Origin of the sequence: Microcoleus sp. FACHB-SPT15, from assembly GCF_014849525.1 — a bacterium.
Taxonomy (GTDB): domain Bacteria; phylum Cyanobacteriota; class Cyanobacteriia; order Cyanobacteriales; family Coleofasciculaceae; genus Symplocastrum; species Symplocastrum torsivum.
In genome coordinates this window covers 78,575-94,520 of record NZ_JACJNU010000070.1, presented here as the reverse complement: position 1 = coordinate 94,520, position 15,946 = coordinate 78,575, and the positions used below count along the sequence as shown (strand labels likewise).

The window sequence follows — 15,946 nt, the reverse complement described above, 5'->3', positions numbered from 1 at the left end:
CTCCTATGAGGTGATTAAGTTCAGGCTCTAGAATATTGCTCAGACTCTCGCTCAGTTGCTACTTCAATAGAACGGCTATCTGCATTGGAAACCGCTGATAACCAGGAAAACTGGGGTGCAAACCAAATAACATCCAACAGCACACTTAAAGGTGAAAGAGCAAATAAAGCCCAGAAGACTCCACTAGAAACAAAGAAGTAGTTTCGCAAAATAAAACTGAGGATAGCGATACACCCAGCCCAAACTAATCGACCAATCCGTGCCTTAGGAATTGAGCGAGGATCTGTAATCATAAATAGAGCAAACAATAACAAAGAACCGCTCATTAATCGGTGGCAATAGACATCCCAAGTCCAACCTAGCCACAGATTCCGAATCGCTTCAAGTAATGCATAAGTACCTAAAAATGCTGCTGTTGTATCCCAGCGACCTACACGTTTTAAGACCATACCTCCAGTACCTAAAAACAACAGGGCATACCATCCATCATCTCCCCACTGTCCTGGAGAAACCCAAGCATCATTCGTCAAGATGAGAGCAGCAATTATGCCAAAGTTTGCAGGATTAAAAAAATGCTTGCGCTCAACTTGAAATAGAAATTTACTGAGGATTGCTAAGGAACCTGCCAGAATCATTGTGGTGTAATGGTCAGCCCGCAGAAGTAAGCTCAAACCTAAAGCGGTAATCATTGCACTTTTGAGTGAAGGCATTTTAGAAAAAATTGCAAAATCAGAATTGCTTTTATCAAAAAGTTCTGATTTTTTTGTTAGCAGATTTAGACGCTTTCCTTGGGAATTTTCTAAAACAGATATCGCTAACCACTGAGTCAGAACACAGGTAACTATTACAACGACAATCAAGTCAGGTCGTAATGTCCAGTCTCTTGTTGCAATACCTAAAAATAAGAAGAGTGAGAGAAACAGTATTTGGTAATTTCGGGGATCTTGTCGCAGCATTACCCACCTAGCACAGAAGATGACGTTTGTCTTTGTCCTCAATTTAGGTAGGGTAGGGAGGAAAATAGTTGCAACTGTTGCCTAACTTAACGAAACGAGTTTCACTTGACACAATTGCTACGATTTCACCCGACCCTTAACGGCATTGAATTCAAAGATGACAACTGTTGCTAATATGTCTCGTCTTAAGTCCTCAGGCAGAACAGTTACACAAAGCGTAACCATCTCTTACGTGTTTGCCATCCCCAGAGGATTTTGTGCAAGTTCTCTAATTCTCGGATTTGACACCATCGTAGCTAGTAATAATCTTACGAATTTGAATACTAACGGCATCTGGCTGCTCTACCATTGCCATATGTCCACAACTAGGAATTTCAATCACATTCTCCCCACAGCCTTGAAAGAGCTTGTGAAAGCTGGCGAGATGGCGTACATATTTGGGTTCCATAACTGTATCTTTAGCACCAGCAATAAAATAAACTGGCTGCTGGAGTTGTGACACTACCTGAGGCAAACCGTGAACCTCAGCTTCTGTTGTGGAATCCAGTAAAGCTCTAAGCGCGGCTTCAGGGTGAGCAACAACGAAATCAATGATGCGCTGACGCCCCCATCGACGTTCCAAGGGGCGTGCAACCATAACTCGTGTAAACAACAAGTCAACTAAAGGGATGTAGCATAGCCAACGGGGGCGTCGTTTCAAAAACTCTTGACCCGCAGCCCGAAAGCGCTCAAATTCTTCTTTAAGATAAATACCACCCCCAGCATTAAGGCAAATGACTCCCTTAACACGCTCTGAGGCAACAGATGCTCCCCAAAGGGCAACGCTACCGCCTAGAGAGTGACCAATCAGCCATGCTTTGTCAATGTTTAGCTCTTTGAGCAGAACACCTAAATCAGCCGCATAGGCAGCTAGGGTGTAGCGAGAGGTTGATACCTCCCCAGTATTCAACTTGTTTAGTAATTCAGTGTCAGGGTTTGAGCGTGTCCTGTGAGTTTTATGTACTGGGGGCTGAGACTTCCCAAAGCCTCGCAGATCATAAATTAGGCATTGATAATCAGGTGCCAACCTATCAATTAAGGGTTGCCAGTAGCTACGGCTCAAAAGCCAACCGTGGATGAAAACAAGGACAGGAGAAGAGGGTTCAGTGGGAGGTGTTAATTCGTAGGCGTGGGGCGCTCCCAAAATATTAATGGTTGCCATACTTTCATCCTATCGGAGAATGAGTACTAGGGCTGTCATGGGAGTGGGGAAGAAGAGAAGGGAGATCAGGAGGGCAAGGAAGCAGTTCTCTCAATTCCTAAAATCGGCGCCCTAATAATCGCTGCCGCACACTTTCGGCAATTTTTTGACCCAAATACTCAGGAATTAAGCTTTCGTTAGGTCCAAGTAAGTACAAAATCAGGCGAGTTCGTCCGCGCCACACAAGCAAATTAGCATTGACGACTAGTAAATCTTCTTGCCAGATAGCGTACATCACTTTGTAAAATAAGCCAGGTTGGTTGTCTGCTTCGATCAACAGCGCTGGGAGGTGGAAAACAGGATCGACATAAAATTCTGTTTCTACCTGCTCCAAACCAGCGTCGAGATTAAACTCTACGGCTAGCATTTCTTCTACTTCAAAACGCCCTGCCAAAGCTTCGCGAACAGCGCGGCAGACATTTTCTGCTGTTTTATTAGTTAGGGCTTTGCTGCCACGAGATACAACTAGCTTGATAAATACCAGCATGGGTGGAGTGATTTGACCATAGAGGCTGAGACTGTGAATCGTCAGCCCATAGGCAGCCAGAACACCAAAGATGTCACTCAGGAGAAAAGACTGGTTACGGTAAGCAAAATGCAGAGCACTTTTAGAGCCTTCTGGTTTTAGCTCGATTACCGCACGTTTAGTTTTGTAAAGCCGATAGGCAAGCCTGAGGTTTTGTAGTTGGATTTCACTACTGACAAACTGCTCATAGAACTGAGGAAACGCCCGATTGAAGCGCTTCAGTAGCTCTAGTGTGGATGATTTTAAACCCGCAGCCATAAGTAGGGGAAGATGCGAACTGAGGAATGAAGTCGGCTTAAGCGATCGCTTTTGTCAAAGCTCTTTGCTAGAGAAATGCCAAAAACACTTCTTAGAGAAGAAGCTGCTATATCTGGATTAATCTCTCACAAATCCTGCTCAATAGCCTCAGTCTAACTAAAGAAGGTCTTTTCCTGGAGTTTCCTTCTTTGCTAGATGAAAGAAGCATCCTAGCATCTTCAGGCAGTCTCGGAGGATAACCAGATTGCACTTTCTGATTTTTTAAGGCATCTTATGGCAGGACAGGAGAAAACAATCTAGCTCTTGTGTTATTATCAAGTTCACGAAGTTTTGGCGAGATTTGGTGCGATAAGAATTCTTAAAAATTCTCAGTTCATACCAAAGACACAGGGCGGTATGTGAAACTAGCAGCCATTAATCGCTGCGTAGACAGCATAAACCTGACAAAAGTTCAACAAGCCCACTCTTGGTTGTCCCTCTGGGGTTTGGGATACACTTCATATATAGTCAAGTTTGAACTCTACAGAGTAGAACATCTATCCGTAAGGAAAAGAAGTCCTGCAAAACTGTGGAGCGCAACGTATGAAAATGCCACAGCTGCACCTGCATGGGTTTTTGGAAAAGCTTTTTTAGCAGTTCTGACGCTGCCTCGCCACAGACACAGTTGGAAGGGGATGCAGTGGAAGGGACGATTGATCGCACCGATGGTGGTTCTCGCATATTTTTCAGCACAGAGCGAGAACTAGACCTTTATGAATTAGAAGAACTTTGTGATGCCGTTGGTTGGTCTCGGCGTCCTATGCGAAAAGTCAGAAAAGCTATTCAGCATAGTTTCCTGGTGGTTTCGATGTGGCAGCAACGAGGTACCACTAGACGCCTCATCGGCTTCGCTCGTGCAACATCTGACCATGCGTTCAATGCCACAATCTGGGATGTAGTGGTTCATCCAGAATTCCAAAGTAAAGGATTTGGTAAGGCGTTGATGAAGTACATGATCAAAAAACTGCGGAGTGAGGACATCAGTAATATCACTCTTTTTGCAGACCCTCATGTCGTGAATTTCTATCGAAGAATGGGCTTTATGGCAGACCCAGAAGGTATCAAAGGTATGTTCTGGTATCCAGATTGAGTGTTAGGATTGTGAGGAACTTGACACACAAGAGCAAAAAGCAAGTTATACTAGCTAGGTATGCAAACGGGATGTAGCGCAGCTTGGTAGCGCGCCTGCTTTGGGAGCAGGATGTCGCAGGTTCAAATCCTGTCATCCCGATTTAAATTGTCGAATAACAAATTATTTGTCGCTGGTAACACATTACTGTCGCTATTCACACTTTAGTGTCGTTACTAACAAATTATTGTCGTGCAATTCGTTCCAATGGCTGATAACAAATTAATGTCGTCCAGATGACTCCAGACCAGTAGAACGATACGACTTCAGCTAAAGTATGACCTCATCATGACTCCCACGACGACAATGATGAGCTTATTCATGCTTGCCTAATCTTTGCCTTCCAAAGCAGGCGCGCCTTTCAACCCTCCCTAAAAATATTGTCAATTCTCGAAATTTTAAATCGTTTGGTTACGTTAAGCAACGTTAACCTACCTTACATATCCGCAGGCACAAGCTCTTCTGGACTTTCAACCACCCCAATGCGGGAGGGCTGATGAAACTACACCCAGATAATTACTGCACTCAGAGTGCTGGCAATCTTTCAACCCAACCCAATGCGGGAGGGCTGATGAAACTCTGGTGGCTCCGTGACCATTTAAAGTTGGGCAGAGTCTTTCAACCCAACCCAATGCGGGAGGGCTGATGAAACTTCCTTGCTTCATCAGGGGTGTATTCAGCTCGACTCTTTCAACCCAACCCAATGCGGGAGGGCTGATGAAACTTCTACCACTAGGGGCAACAGGAGAGCAAAACGGCCCCTTTCAACCCAACCCAATGCGGGAGGGCTGATGAAACCGCGCCCGCTGAAACCCTTGTCTACACAAGCTGACAAACACATTTTTGTCGGCTGGTTTTAAATTGCTCATTTCAGCTCTTTCCCCTAGGGAAAGTTGACTGAGGTGAAAGTCTAAAACAAAGACTAGACAAGAGTTTTGAACTTTTGACGGCATCCCAGGGATTTTAACCCCGCTTCGACCCGTCAAAAAAAGATTTAGGGAGGGCTCCCCCGAAGGGGACGATTTTGTAGCCACCACTGCGGTAATCCGCACCCTTGTTGACAAGAGCTAAGGCTTTGGGAAAATTTACCTTCTCCCTCGGCTTGACCACATTTTGCTGGGAGCGCACCTTTCCCGCATACTAGATACGACAGTATTCAGACACGGGAATTTCCCAACCTATGAAGAAGGTATTCATAGGGGCAGCATCATGGGCGGGCAGCTACTAGGGCTCAGAAAGTAGGACTGCCAAACGAGCAGTCAAACAAACCCAATTAACTTGTACAGAGGCAATAAGCATGTACAAGCGGCGCTGTTAATTCAGTAACATTCTTTATTTATATTGTCAAGGTTCAGAATCGGTTGACCTAGCTAGCTGATACTTTACGCTTTTCACAAGCAGCTAGGACTAAATTCCTTGCTTTCTCTTGAGGATTGTCCCCAGGCGGTTGCTGTGCTTTTTCCGTGGCAATCCCTGCTTTTTTCGCTTTAAGCTGAATCAACTCACTTAGCCTGTTGTAACTCCAACGATGAATGCTGGCACGATAATCCTTGTCAGATTGATTTTGAAGCTTTTGATTGCCAGGAAATCTTTGTTCAGCTCTGGCTCGTACTTTACTCTCATTCGCTTCCCTGATATTGCTCAGGTTAGGTAGAACAATACTGCTAGCTCGATACTGTTTTGCCACTTCCACAATCGCTTTAGCTAGCAGTCTATCCACATACTCCCCTTGGTTCGATTCTCCAAAGTTACAGGGAGCACCATTTTTTTGTGCTTTGTGGCGTTCGTGGCTGTTGAGGCGTTGTTGCTCTCGCTGACGATTGAGTTGTTCATACTGAGTTTTTTTCTTTTTGGTTCTCCCCTCCTTGATTGGCTTACTCAGTAATTGCTTAACATCACGGTAAGTAAGGACTTTGCCAGTCTCGACGTTAAGAACCACAACAGTTGCTGGTTTAGCTCGTCCAAAGCTAACTCCAATAACAATTGAGGGATTGCCCTTGTAGCTTACCCGACTGGGACGGGAGAAGCCTCGAAACGTTTTAAGTAGCTCTAGAGAAGTTTGGTAGTCTTTCAGCTTGCTGCTTTGACTGCCTTTTGCTTTCATGCTGTCGATAATTTTTTGCCTTTTGGCAATTTTCTCGGCACGTACCTCCTCGGTTCCCTCAGCCGTCCACAAACGAGTCTCAACAGAGCAGTGAAGCAACAGACGATTTATCTGCCAAGGTTCTCCCTTACCTTCACCTTCTTGCCAAACTAGTCGAGCCGAACGTAAAGTCAGCAATCCGCCAGGAACCTGCTCCTCGTTGTGCTTAAAAATTTCGTAGTCTTCAATAAAGCGTTCAAACCAGTGGAGTTGGCGCTGACCGCAGAAGACTTCAAAGGTATGCTTGCTGATGCCTTTGCCATTGAAGCTAACACAGATACGTTTGTGTTCGTTTCTCGACCATCGCAAGTCGGTGTTGGTTTCGTAGGATATTGAAAAGGGAACAGAACTTGCTTGTCTGGTGAGACTAGCTTGTACTTCTCTCAATTCATCGTCATCCAGGATTAAACCCTGCGCCTCTTCTAGGGCTTCCAACCACTCTTGGTCAGATAAGTTTCTTCCCTTGGGGAGACGACTCTTAAGTTGTTCTTTGAGGCGTTCGATTTCAATTTCCTTCTTGCGCCGCCGAAGTTGATAGGCTTCGGGGTCTTCTTCTACATCGCTAACCTGGCAGTTATTTTTCAAAAGATAGGCGATGACACAGCGTCGGCGCACAGATTTGGATTTATCGTAGGCAGTGAAGAGGTTCTCCCATAGGGCGGCGGAGTTGTCTGTAGTAGCTTGGTCTGCTTCTGCTTCTGGGCTACACTCCAAGCTAGCCTTTTCCTTGGTCAGGATTTTCGTAGCTTCAGTACGCAGCTTCTCCAAGCTCAAACCACTTTCTTGTTCTAGTTCCAAATCGCTTTTTAACAGAGAGAACCAGTGTTGTTTTCTGTGTAGAGTGCGTGTACGTTTTTCCTGTAGAGCAACCCAAGACTTGTAAATGTATTTGACTAAGTTCTCAGCCGCGTTGGCGAAACGACCTGGCATATCTTGGAAGCGAGATTCAGCTCTGAGGCTTTTGCAGAGTCCTTCGATGACTTCGGCTGGAATTCCTCCCTCTTGCAGCCAGCCCTCCATATTGGGATGGGTTCGTAGCTGCTGTAGTAGTTCGTTGACCAGAAGTGTGTTTTTCTCCACCATCAGCTCCCATAGGTGGCGGAGGGTTTCTTCAGGAGCAACTAGGCGACATTGAATGGTGATAACGCTCATAGTAATTACGCAGCCCTGATGTGTGAGGAAAAACAGTTTTAGCGCTCGCCCTAAAAGGCACCGCGCTCTTTTCGCGATCGCTTAATGGTTGACCACTATCGAGCGATGAAATCCATTCCCATTACCGTTTTTATAGCCTGCAATTGACTGCTCAAACGGTTCAACTGTTAAACGCTTACCCACTGCGTTTGAGATTAGCTCCATTAAATCTCTTGTCCGCGCTGCAAAAAATCCCTCGAAGTCATCGCGGCGTAGCATAGTAGGGTCAATAGCGTGCGATCGCAACATCTCATCGAGTTTATTGGGGGATATCCCTTGCTTCTCAAACTGCTTGAGGTAAACGGAAGGGGGTTTGGAGCCGATTTTTTTGTTTGTGCTGGCTGAAAGCCCTGTGCGATTGACGATGCAGTTGTAATATTTGGGTTCTATGCCTTGCTTTCTGCACCATGAGACTGGGAAGATGTGGTGCGATTCAACCCGTTGTTCAAAATAAAGTACATCATTAATTTCTTCTCCCGTATTCCAATCAATTGCCCCTTGAAGCCGCAACAAAGCTGATAATCCTTGGTATACGGCACCGTAACGCTTTCTCACACTGAGTAGCCTGTGTACCGAGAAATCGGCAGAGGAGATGGTCGTTGGTAGTGAACCACCTGAAAGCCACGCGGGGACTTCGAGTACGTCATGCCCTGCTCGCACTTCATGTCCACGGGTGTATACTTCCCCAAACATCCCCGACCACAACCAGTGTTTTAATAAAGAACGAATCTGTTCAGACTCGGATTGCTTGCCCAGTAAGGTCAAAATTGCTGTCAAGGCAACTAACTGGATGGGGTAGGCAATGTCGGTTGCGTCAAAGATTTTTTGAGAGTGCAGGAAGCGAGCCGCTTCTTCAAACCCTCTCATTACGGGGTCTGCCCAAGTCTGGTATTCTTCGGGTGACACCTTCAAGGCTTCCAATCGCCGACAGCTAATCGCGGGTAACTTCTCACAATTTACATTTGCCAGGATGGCTTTTTGGCGACGAGCGTAAGAAGCTACCAAACTGATGACTTGAATAAAATCAGTATTCCTCAAAGAACGTAACACTTTGAGGGACTTGAGACGAGCCTCTCGACGCTTCCAATCATCTCTCAAGCTGAAGTTATCTGCACAGTAGCTGGCAGTCATCAGGTCGAAAAAATTGAGGTCGCATCCAGAGGTATTGGTATCCTCGAAAACCTGGCAAACAGCGTCTTTGGGTAAAGAGTCCCGCAGTTGGATGACGGGCATCTGATAATGTTCAAACTTTTTGAGGACTTCCAGCTCTAAGGTATCGAGGAGTTTGAGTTTTTCGGCATTGTATCCCCAAAATTTACAATACTTGCTTCTCCATTCCGAAAAGAAGAAGACTTTTGACAGGGGGAACAGTCCAACTAAATATTCTCGGCATGGCGTGGAAACATCAATTACGCCATTAGGAGTTTGCAGCTTTTTGGCTTCGGGTAAAGCAAGAATTGCTTCTCGGCGATCGCTATCTGGAGTAAGACATTTCTCAATATCCAGGTAGTACCATTTTTTGATGAGTTTCTGTGATTTTTGGTCTTTGATGACAACAGGTTGTCCGGACAGCAGCACCATGAACAGGGCGGTCAGGCGTTGCTGACCGTCGAGAATCAGTAAGTTAGGAGGTTGGGGTTCTCGTAGGGTGATGCTATCGACAAGGCGGGGTTTGAATTGGACTTGATGGTTGCCTTGTTGGAGCATCATGACGGCACCGATGGGGTAAGCCAGAGAAACGCTGGCGAGAACACGACGCACCTGGGAATCGTCCCAAACCCAATCTCGTTGAAAGTCTGGTAGTTGGATGCGTCCAGTTTTGATGTCTTTGAGAATATCCAAGAGAGGGTACTTGGTGATGTCGAAGGTGCTAATCGAGTTCATCGTCTAGCTCAAAAATGGTTGGGGTTTTTACCAACCATAAAGTGCTTCATTTCATTGATGTTGATTGTCGGGACAAAACCTAGCCTCAGGCTAGGTTTTTATTAACGTTTGCTAAATATCTATTGACTTCTGGGCGGAAAGATAGATTGAACCCATTCTCCTGGAATGTCTTGATAATTTTCTAGGAGCAAATCTGCCAGTTTGAGCTTGAGGCAAGGATAAGAACCAGGACGCCGATAGTTATCTCCTCTGGCGAACCAACGGGTTACGGTGCCAATGCTGCAATGGCAGATGGCGGCAAGTTGTTCGTAATTAACGTCCCATTTGGAGAGAAACATTCGGGGTGATATTCCGAGTTGGGTGTGAGAAAGCAGAGTAATCAACTCTACTTCGCGTTGTTCTAGGGGGCGGGGATTACTCATAGGGATTGTTCTTTATCTAGCGGTTCGAGGTCTTGTTCCCAAGCCGTATCAGCACTACAGAAACAGCGACTGTAGGAGTCGGTATCGAGGAAAACTAAGTATTTCCATGACCAATGATGGTGATGGTGAGCAAAGGCATAAAAGCGCCCAATTATGACTCCTGTATCGGTGTTGTCCGTGTCAGACAGAGGTTTCCACTTGACGCGATCGCCACACACAAAGTAGGGCGTTTCCGTGCCATCTGGAAAGCTAGGAGGAAGGCAGACTGATGGCGGAGGTGCATCCAGACTGACTAAAGGCAAGTCGGGAATCACGATGGCTGAGGGTTGAGGGAACACTGTCAAGATTAGCAAAATTAGCGAAATTAGCAAAATTAGCGAAAATAGCAATAAAAGGAGCTTTCGCTAGTTTGTGCGAGAATGAAGCCTGAAACTCCGATGTTTAGCTTATTTGTGGTCGATAAAAGAAAATCCCCGGATTACCAGGAGTTGCGTGGTTTTATCCCCAAGGCGCTTTCTTTGAAATTCAAGGGAGTTTGTAAAGGTTTAGGTCGGAATATCAACGCAGGTTTAGAAGAAGCGCTAGAAGGCTGGATAGAACAACAGCAACAATTAGAAGACTCTGCACCCTCTGAGTTGTCAGTAGCAGAGGAGGTAACGGCTGCGTCCCCAGCCGTGCCAACGATCGCGTATTTGATTGAAGAAACGCTAAGTAACCGCGACTGGGTACTTGGGAAGCTTGCGGCTGATGCTGAAATGTCTGTAGAACGGATTAATGAGTTACTAGAAGGCGATCGCCCCTCCGATGTAGAACTCCAGAAACTCGCTCAATGGCTGGTTAAACCAGATGGTGAAGCGTGGGAGGAAGGGGAACTGGTGGATATTCGACTGGCTGAGGATTTGAAGCGGAGACGGCAGCAGAAGCGATCGCGCTGACTATGCTAGAAAAATAAACTATTTAGATTACTAAGTATGAATAAATTTTTATTCAACTTATCGGAAAATTCCTCACTTGACCTACTTGGAGTTGTCTTCTCCGCTGCATCTGCGCTATTTGCAGGACTGGCAGTTATCGCAGCTAAACAAGCTGAGAGAACTAGTAAAAAGACACTGGAGAGGCAAATAAAAATTGATGAAGCCTTACTCAAAATAGAAGAAGATAGAGAGAGGGATAGACGAAAAGAATTAGAAGCATCTAAAAAATCAAAATTGGTTATAGAAGGAATCTATCCCGTACCTAAAAACATGAGTCAGGTTGAATTAAAGCTTTTTAATGAAGGTCAAGCAACAGCTAGAAATATCAAAATCTACGTAGCAGATATTCCTTTACATGAGCTACAACTTGTTAAATCTCAAAAAGATTTTATTAATCCTAGGAGTGCAGAAGCATTCCCTTTTAGATATGAACCTAATCTTATTGTCAATAATAAGTTCAGAGTTCGCATAGCTTGGGAAGATGAATCTGGAATACCAACAGAAATTGAAAAAGAAATAGATAATCGAGCTTAAGAGGAGTTACCCTCTAAATAAATCAATCATCTTACTCTATCCCTTGTAGCTTTAGCTGGATGGGTTCTGTGTCTTGCTATTTTGCTTTCGTGCTAAGATACTCAGCAGCGTTACCCATCGCCTGAGTAGCGGCTTTGGCTTCAGCTTCGGCTTTTGCCTGTTCTGCGCCAATCTGTTCTAATAAGACGGATGCAGGCTCATCATTGGCGTGTTGAGGAGTCAGTTCACCCCGAAAGGCACAATGCAGCAGGGTTTGAAATAAATGCTCTGCTTGGCGTTCGGCTTCCCGTTGTTGGGTGCGGAGGCGTTCAAATTTTTGGACGATTTGGGCGAATTTTTCTTGGAGGGGGAGAGGTGGAACAATAATTTTTAAACTACGGATATCATCGAAGTTTAATCCTGACTTTACTCCTTCTCTGTCTAGAGCATCAAATTGTTTTTTCCCTGCATCTGAAGCTAATAAAGCAGAGATAAATACTGGATTGATTTCTTTGAGCCTAACAATGCCTACATGTTGATTAACATAAGCTTCTGGGAAATTTGGAGGAATAACAGCAGTTCGCCCTAAATCTGCGGTCATGGAAATTAGCAAATCGCCACTTTTAACGCACGTTCTTTTTGCTTCTACTGTATTAGGGTTTTGAACATATGCTACATCGTTTAATAGCAATTCGTTCTTACCTAAATTCTGAACCCTAAGAAATATATTTCCATGATTAGAGTAATACTGCGCCCATCCCCTAGAACCAGTTGTTATAAATTCTAGTTTTTTACTAAAAACCTCTATATTCCATCCTTTGGGATTGCTGGCAGGGTCGCCGAACATCTCCAAAAAGACGGATTGCAGGTAGGTGTCGCTGAGTTGTAGGGCGTAGCGTCGGGTGCGTCGGAGTCTGTCGGCTTTTTGTGCGATCGCAGCAATCCGCTTTTGTTCTGCCAGCGGCGGGAAAGGTAACTCTGAGTCTTTTAATGTATCGAGAGTAATATATTTTTGTACACTTTCTGATGCGTTTGAAATTAGCTGGTTTTTATAATCTTCACTTAGCATGAAGAAATAAACGAAATTAATATCGGCAATTCTCTTATTTATAGATATTTTGCACACACCAGTGGTTGATAACAAAGCTTTTTCAAATATTCCTGGATAAATACAAACATTTCCTATCGTTCCTACCCGTGAAACTAAGATGTCATCTTTTTTAACAGCACTTCTAATCTGCTCCCTATATTTCTCTTCAGAGATATATAAAAAACCTTTATTAATAAACGTGCCATCTTTAGATATGTTTTGAATTCTGATAAGTGGAACCCCACAATCTAGATAATCTGACTGCTTGATTGATGCTCCAAATGGACCATCAACAATAGCATATTTATTTCCTCGCTCTGCTATTTCAGTTAGCTTTATCCATTGCCAACCGTCAGGTAATTTTTGGGTTTCAGTTACCATTACACTATCAATAATCTCGCTTATGATTCTAAGTAGAGCATTAGTTCTTTTACTTCAATCGCCATCACATGCTCTAACTTCAGCAATCGCTCCATCGTCACCTGCGGCAACTCATAATAAGGCTCATCCTGCTCAATCTGACGGTAACGACTCGCTGAAAGGTCGTATTTATTCGCCTTCACCTGTGCCTTTGTCACCCAAAACTGGCGATTCAACTGATTGATTTCCGCTTGCAGGGGTGCCATTTGCTCGTGCAGTTGTGCCAGTCGTTGCCTATCCGCTTCCAAAGCGAGGCGGGTTGGCTCATCATCGGCGGGTGCGATCGCATTCTCAAACGTCAGGCGATTGATTTCCTTGAGCAGTATCAACCGTTCAGCTTTCAACGGCGCAATCTGCAACTTTAACTCAGTTAGGCGTTGCGCTCTTTGCGTTGTGAAATCAGGATTAAACCGATTCTTCCAACAGGTGAGAATATCGGGGATATCATTCTCCGCTACAGGTTGCCGCTTATCATCCAGCGAAAACCCATCGTGTTCCATGTCATAGAACCAAATCTTGTCCGTCGTACCGCCACGAGTAAACAGCAGCACCGCCGTCGAAACACCCGCATACGGTTTAAACACCCCAGACGGCATCGACACCACCCCATCCAGGCGATGAGTCTCAATAATCTTCTTGCGAATCTCCTGATGTTGCTTACTCGAACCAAACAGCACGCCATCCGGCACAATTACCGCACAGCGTCCCCCCATATCCAACACTCGCTCAATCAGGTGCAAAAATAGCAGTTCTGTCTTCTTGCACTTGGTTGGCAAGGTGGGGTTAATATCCGACTCATCCATCTTTCCCTTAAACGGGGGATTCATCAGCACCACATCCAAGCTTTTCTCATCGTTGAACGACTTAGACAGCGTATCCTTGTAGAAAAAGCGGGGGTGCTTAATTCCGTGCAGCATCAGGTTCATCGAACCAATCCGCAACATCGTCATTCCGGCATCATTGTCATAGGCAGTAAACGCCTCAGTTTGTAAAAACTCCCGTTCCTCGTCACTGAGTAAATCCCCAATTAACTGCGGTTTCCCCTGCTCATCCGGTTCGCTGTGCTGTTCTAGGATGTACTCGTAGGCATTGACCAAAAACCCACAAGTCCCCGCCGCCAAGTCCCCAATTCGTTCCTTTGGTTTGGGGTCAACCATCTGCACCATCATGCGGATAATATGGCGAGGCGTGCGAAACTGTCCGTTACGTCCTGCGGCGTTGAGTTTACTCAGCAGGTACTCGTACAAGTCCCCCTGAACATCCTGATTCTGTTCCGAGATTTTCAGTGCATCAATCAGGTTACAGACTTCAATCAACGTCCCCGGTTTGCTGATTTTAAACTCAGCATTCTGCATATACCGCTCAAAAGAACTCCCTTGAGTTCCCGCCGTCCGCAACCAGGGAAAGACTTCCTCTCGAACGTGCTTCAGCGCCTCGTCTGCTTTAAAGTTAATCCAGTGCGACCAACGCAATTCTGGCTTAATTTGTGGTTCAAAGGGTTTATTGCGGCGTTTGAGTTGTTTTTCCCGCTGATTCTCCGCATCATCGAGGCGTTTGAGGAACAGCAGGTAAGAGAATTGTTCGATGGAGTCCATCGGGTTGGAGAGTCCCGACGACCATAATCTATCCCAAATTTGGTCAACTTGCGATCGCAGTTCAGGGTCAGTGAGCATAATTTCGGAGATTTGCGTTTGGTTGCATATCTAGCAAAATGCATTTACATTCCTTCCATATCCATATCCATATTTTGAATAATTTTCATCGGATCAAATGTGGTTTCTGTAAATTCCCCATTGTCATAAACTGAATATAAAACACCAATAATTACACCAAGATTTTTAATGCTCTGATTCATTGTATTTGCCTGAATCATCATGGCACATTTCGCAATTGTTTTTTGAATATTATCCATTAAGTTCCTTTGAAGAGCCTTGCCATATACATAATTATTAGTTATCAAAATCACCTGAAGCTCATCTAGTTCTAGATTAGAAAAATTCGTTATATAACTCTCTATACTTTGCAACATGCGAGACATTGAATGGTGAGCCATGTATTTAATTTCATATCCAATCTTAGAATTATCTTCTGTTAAACGCAAAAAATCAATTTTTCGATTAGGAGATTGAATAATTTCATCATCAGGATACTCTGACTTTAGCCATCTTAAAACAGCTTGTTCAGCTTTGGATACTCTAGTTGCCAAGCTTTCATTTAATAGGTCATTTCTAATAGCAGAAATTTCTTCTACTTGTTGTATAGACTCTTCTTTGACATCTACTTCAATGTATTCTTTAGAAAATTTTAAAAAACGCTCTGGAGTATACATATAGAAGATAGACGCTCCAGCTTTACAAATTTCTTCAACTAATTCAGGACGCGCACCAATGGTTTTTCCTTGCTCGTAACGCCACCAGTCTTCTTTCGCATCATCAGTGATAAATATAATGTGTGTCCACGGGCGAGTCTTTACCTCCTTGAGAATTTCTTTCCAGAGAATCAAGTCCCCATATTCTTTCCTAAAAGACATTCCATTACAGAGATAGGCGTCTTCTTGCTTTTGCTCTTGCTTTTGCTTTTTAAGTTGTTTGTCTTTGAAGCCAGGAGGATAGTTGATGTTATATCTTTCCTCTCCTTCTTTATATATGTTTTCTAGTTCTAGTTTAGTTGGAGGTTCACCAATCTTGCCTTTAAAAAGGTCATCGATGATATCTCTGATATAATCTTGCTCCTCTAACTTAAGTTGTTGATTCTCAATAAGTTTGATTTCCTCTAAAAACTCATCAAACAATTTGTTTAGCTTTGAAAGGAAACTCTCATGATTTACAGAAAATCTACGAAGTTTTCCTTTAATCTCAGATTTTTCTGTATTCAATATCTGTTTTATAGTTATAAATTTATTTTCCTGTTCATTGATTACTGTGGTGCGATTTTCTTGGAATTCAAGAGCAACTTGATGAGGAATCCATAAGCGACTCTCTATCTTACGGAAAACATTAATAAAATCCTTGCGAGTTTCTTCGTTGTAACGGTATAAATTTAAAATACAATTAGTATCTAGAATAAATACACATTTTCCCCAAAGTTCAGCAAATTCCTCTTTGCTTAAACGGTAATATCCTGGGAATAAATCCTTCATTTCCATAATTAATAACGCTGCT

At 44.1% G+C, this 15,946-nt stretch carries 13 protein-coding genes, 1 tRNA gene and 1 CRISPR repeat array; of the genes, 4 read left to right on the top strand and 10 right to left on the bottom strand.

Annotation, left to right across the window (positions count from 1 at the left end; translation table 11 throughout):
- Positions 1-20 precede the first annotated feature (20 nt).
- The 3 genes from H6F98_RS30690 to H6F98_RS30680 all read right to left on the bottom strand — a co-directional run bounded on the left by H6F98_RS30690 (position 21) and on the right by H6F98_RS30680 (position 2,980).
- On the bottom strand, positions 21-956 hold the full coding sequence (locus H6F98_RS30690; protein WP_192222528.1) for an RnfABCDGE type electron transport complex subunit D: 936 nt from the start codon (positions 954-956) through the stop codon (positions 21-23).
- A 268-nt stretch (positions 957-1,224) separates the two neighbouring features.
- Positions 1,225-2,157, bottom strand: a complete 933-nt coding sequence (locus H6F98_RS30685; protein WP_192222527.1) for an alpha/beta fold hydrolase — start codon at positions 2,155-2,157, stop codon at positions 1,225-1,227.
- A 97-nt stretch (positions 2,158-2,254) separates the two neighbouring features.
- Positions 2,255-2,980, bottom strand: a complete 726-nt coding sequence (locus H6F98_RS30680; RefSeq protein ID WP_192222526.1) for a hypothetical protein — start codon at positions 2,978-2,980, stop codon at positions 2,255-2,257.
- Positions 2,981-3,587: 607 nt separating this feature from the next.
- Between H6F98_RS30680 and H6F98_RS30675 the strand changes: the two genes are divergently transcribed.
- Positions 3,588-4,109, top strand: a complete 522-nt coding sequence (locus tag H6F98_RS30675) for a GNAT family N-acetyltransferase (protein WP_192222525.1) — start codon at positions 3,588-3,590, stop codon at positions 4,107-4,109.
- Between the two features lie 67 nt (positions 4,110-4,176).
- Positions 4,177-4,250, top strand: a tRNA-Pro gene (locus H6F98_RS30670).
- A 364-nt stretch (positions 4,251-4,614) separates the two neighbouring features.
- A CRISPR array of direct repeats spans positions 4,615-4,947; the repeat unit is 39 nt; unit sequence TCTTTCAACCCAACCCAATGCGGGAGGGCTGATGAAACT.
- A 567-nt stretch (positions 4,948-5,514) separates the two neighbouring features.
- Here H6F98_RS30670 and cas12k read toward each other — a convergent pair.
- From cas12k to H6F98_RS30650, 4 genes are all read right to left on the bottom strand, one after another.
- A complete protein-coding gene (cas12k, locus tag H6F98_RS30665; RefSeq protein WP_192222524.1) occupies positions 5,515-7,443 on the bottom strand; it encodes a type V CRISPR-associated protein Cas12k in 1,929 nt (642 codons plus the stop codon).
- Positions 7,444-7,524: 81 nt separating this feature from the next.
- Positions 7,525-9,366: a DUF262 domain-containing protein gene (locus H6F98_RS30660; RefSeq protein WP_192222523.1), complete on the bottom strand. Its 1,842-nt coding sequence runs from the start codon at positions 9,364-9,366 to the stop codon at positions 7,525-7,527.
- Between the two features lie 119 nt (positions 9,367-9,485).
- The gene (locus tag H6F98_RS30655; RefSeq protein ID WP_192222522.1) at positions 9,486-9,788 is read right to left on the bottom strand and encodes a helix-turn-helix domain-containing protein; all 303 of its coding nucleotides are present in this window, start codon (positions 9,786-9,788) and stop codon (positions 9,486-9,488) included.
- The gene (locus H6F98_RS30650; RefSeq protein WP_206759694.1) at positions 9,785-10,132 is read right to left on the bottom strand and encodes a hypothetical protein; all 348 of its coding nucleotides are present in this window, start codon (positions 10,130-10,132) and stop codon (positions 9,785-9,787) included. Before H6F98_RS30650 ends, H6F98_RS30655 begins: the two co-directional genes overlap by 4 nt.
- Positions 10,133-10,207: 75 nt before the next feature.
- On the opposite strand from H6F98_RS30650, the gene H6F98_RS30645 reads away from it, so the two are divergent.
- On the top strand, positions 10,208-10,723 hold the full coding sequence (locus H6F98_RS30645; protein ID WP_206759693.1) for a hypothetical protein: 516 nt from the start codon (positions 10,208-10,210) through the stop codon (positions 10,721-10,723).
- 36 nt (positions 10,724-10,759) lie between these two features.
- Positions 10,760-11,296: a hypothetical protein gene (locus H6F98_RS30640; protein ID WP_192222519.1), complete on the top strand. Its 537-nt coding sequence runs from the start codon at positions 10,760-10,762 to the stop codon at positions 11,294-11,296.
- Between the two features lie 76 nt (positions 11,297-11,372).
- On the opposite strand, the gene H6F98_RS30635 is transcribed toward H6F98_RS30640, so the two are convergent.
- Genes H6F98_RS30635 through H6F98_RS30625 form a run of 3 tightly spaced genes read right to left on the bottom strand, consistent with a single transcriptional unit; the run spans position 11,373 to position 15,930 of the window.
- Complete coding sequence (locus H6F98_RS30635; RefSeq protein WP_192222518.1) at positions 11,373-12,746, bottom strand: restriction endonuclease subunit S; 1,374 nt, start codon at positions 12,744-12,746, stop codon at positions 11,373-11,375.
- Positions 12,747-12,766: 20 nt separating this feature from the next.
- Positions 12,767-14,458 (bottom strand): class I SAM-dependent DNA methyltransferase, encoded by a 1,692-nt coding sequence (locus H6F98_RS30630; protein WP_192222517.1) that lies wholly within the window; start codon positions 14,456-14,458, stop codon positions 12,767-12,769.
- Positions 14,459-14,502: 44 nt separating this feature from the next.
- The gene (locus H6F98_RS30625; RefSeq protein WP_192222516.1) at positions 14,503-15,930 is read right to left on the bottom strand and encodes a PIN-like domain-containing protein; all 1,428 of its coding nucleotides are present in this window, start codon (positions 15,928-15,930) and stop codon (positions 14,503-14,505) included.
- Positions 15,931-15,946 lie beyond the last annotated feature (16 nt).

Excerpts from the sequence above, each read along its gene's own strand:
- H6F98_RS30655 (WP_192222522.1), bottom strand. The coding sequence starts at position 9,788 with ATGAGTAATCCCCGCCCCCTAGAACAACGCGAAGTAGAGTTGATTACT.
- H6F98_RS30680 (WP_192222526.1), bottom strand. The coding sequence starts at position 2,980 with ATGGCTGCGGGTTTAAAATCATCCACACTAGAGCTACTGAAGCGCTTC.
- H6F98_RS30675 (WP_192222525.1), top strand. The coding sequence starts at position 3,588 with ATGGGTTTTTGGAAAAGCTTTTTTAGCAGTTCTGACGCTGCCTCGCCA.
- cas12k (WP_192222524.1), bottom strand. The coding sequence starts at position 7,443 with ATGAGCGTTATCACCATTCAATGTCGCCTAGTTGCTCCTGAAGAAACC.
- H6F98_RS30635 (WP_192222518.1), bottom strand. The coding sequence starts at position 12,746 with ATGGTAACTGAAACCCAAAAATTACCTGACGGTTGGCAATGGATAAAG.
- H6F98_RS30640 (WP_192222519.1), top strand. The coding sequence starts at position 10,760 with ATGAATAAATTTTTATTCAACTTATCGGAAAATTCCTCACTTGACCTA.
- H6F98_RS30685 (WP_192222527.1), bottom strand. The coding sequence starts at position 2,157 with ATGGCAACCATTAATATTTTGGGAGCGCCCCACGCCTACGAATTAACA.
- H6F98_RS30625 (WP_192222516.1), bottom strand. The coding sequence starts at position 15,930 with ATGGAAATGAAGGATTTATTCCCAGGATATTACCGTTTAAGCAAAGAG.
- H6F98_RS30690 (WP_192222528.1), bottom strand. The coding sequence starts at position 956 with ATGCTGCGACAAGATCCCCGAAATTACCAAATACTGTTTCTCTCACTC.
- H6F98_RS30660 (WP_192222523.1), bottom strand. The coding sequence starts at position 9,366 with ATGAACTCGATTAGCACCTTCGACATCACCAAGTACCCTCTCTTGGAT.
- H6F98_RS30630 (WP_192222517.1), bottom strand. The coding sequence starts at position 14,458 with ATGCTCACTGACCCTGAACTGCGATCGCAAGTTGACCAAATTTGGGAT.
- H6F98_RS30645 (WP_206759693.1), top strand. The coding sequence starts at position 10,208 with ATGAAGCCTGAAACTCCGATGTTTAGCTTATTTGTGGTCGATAAAAGA.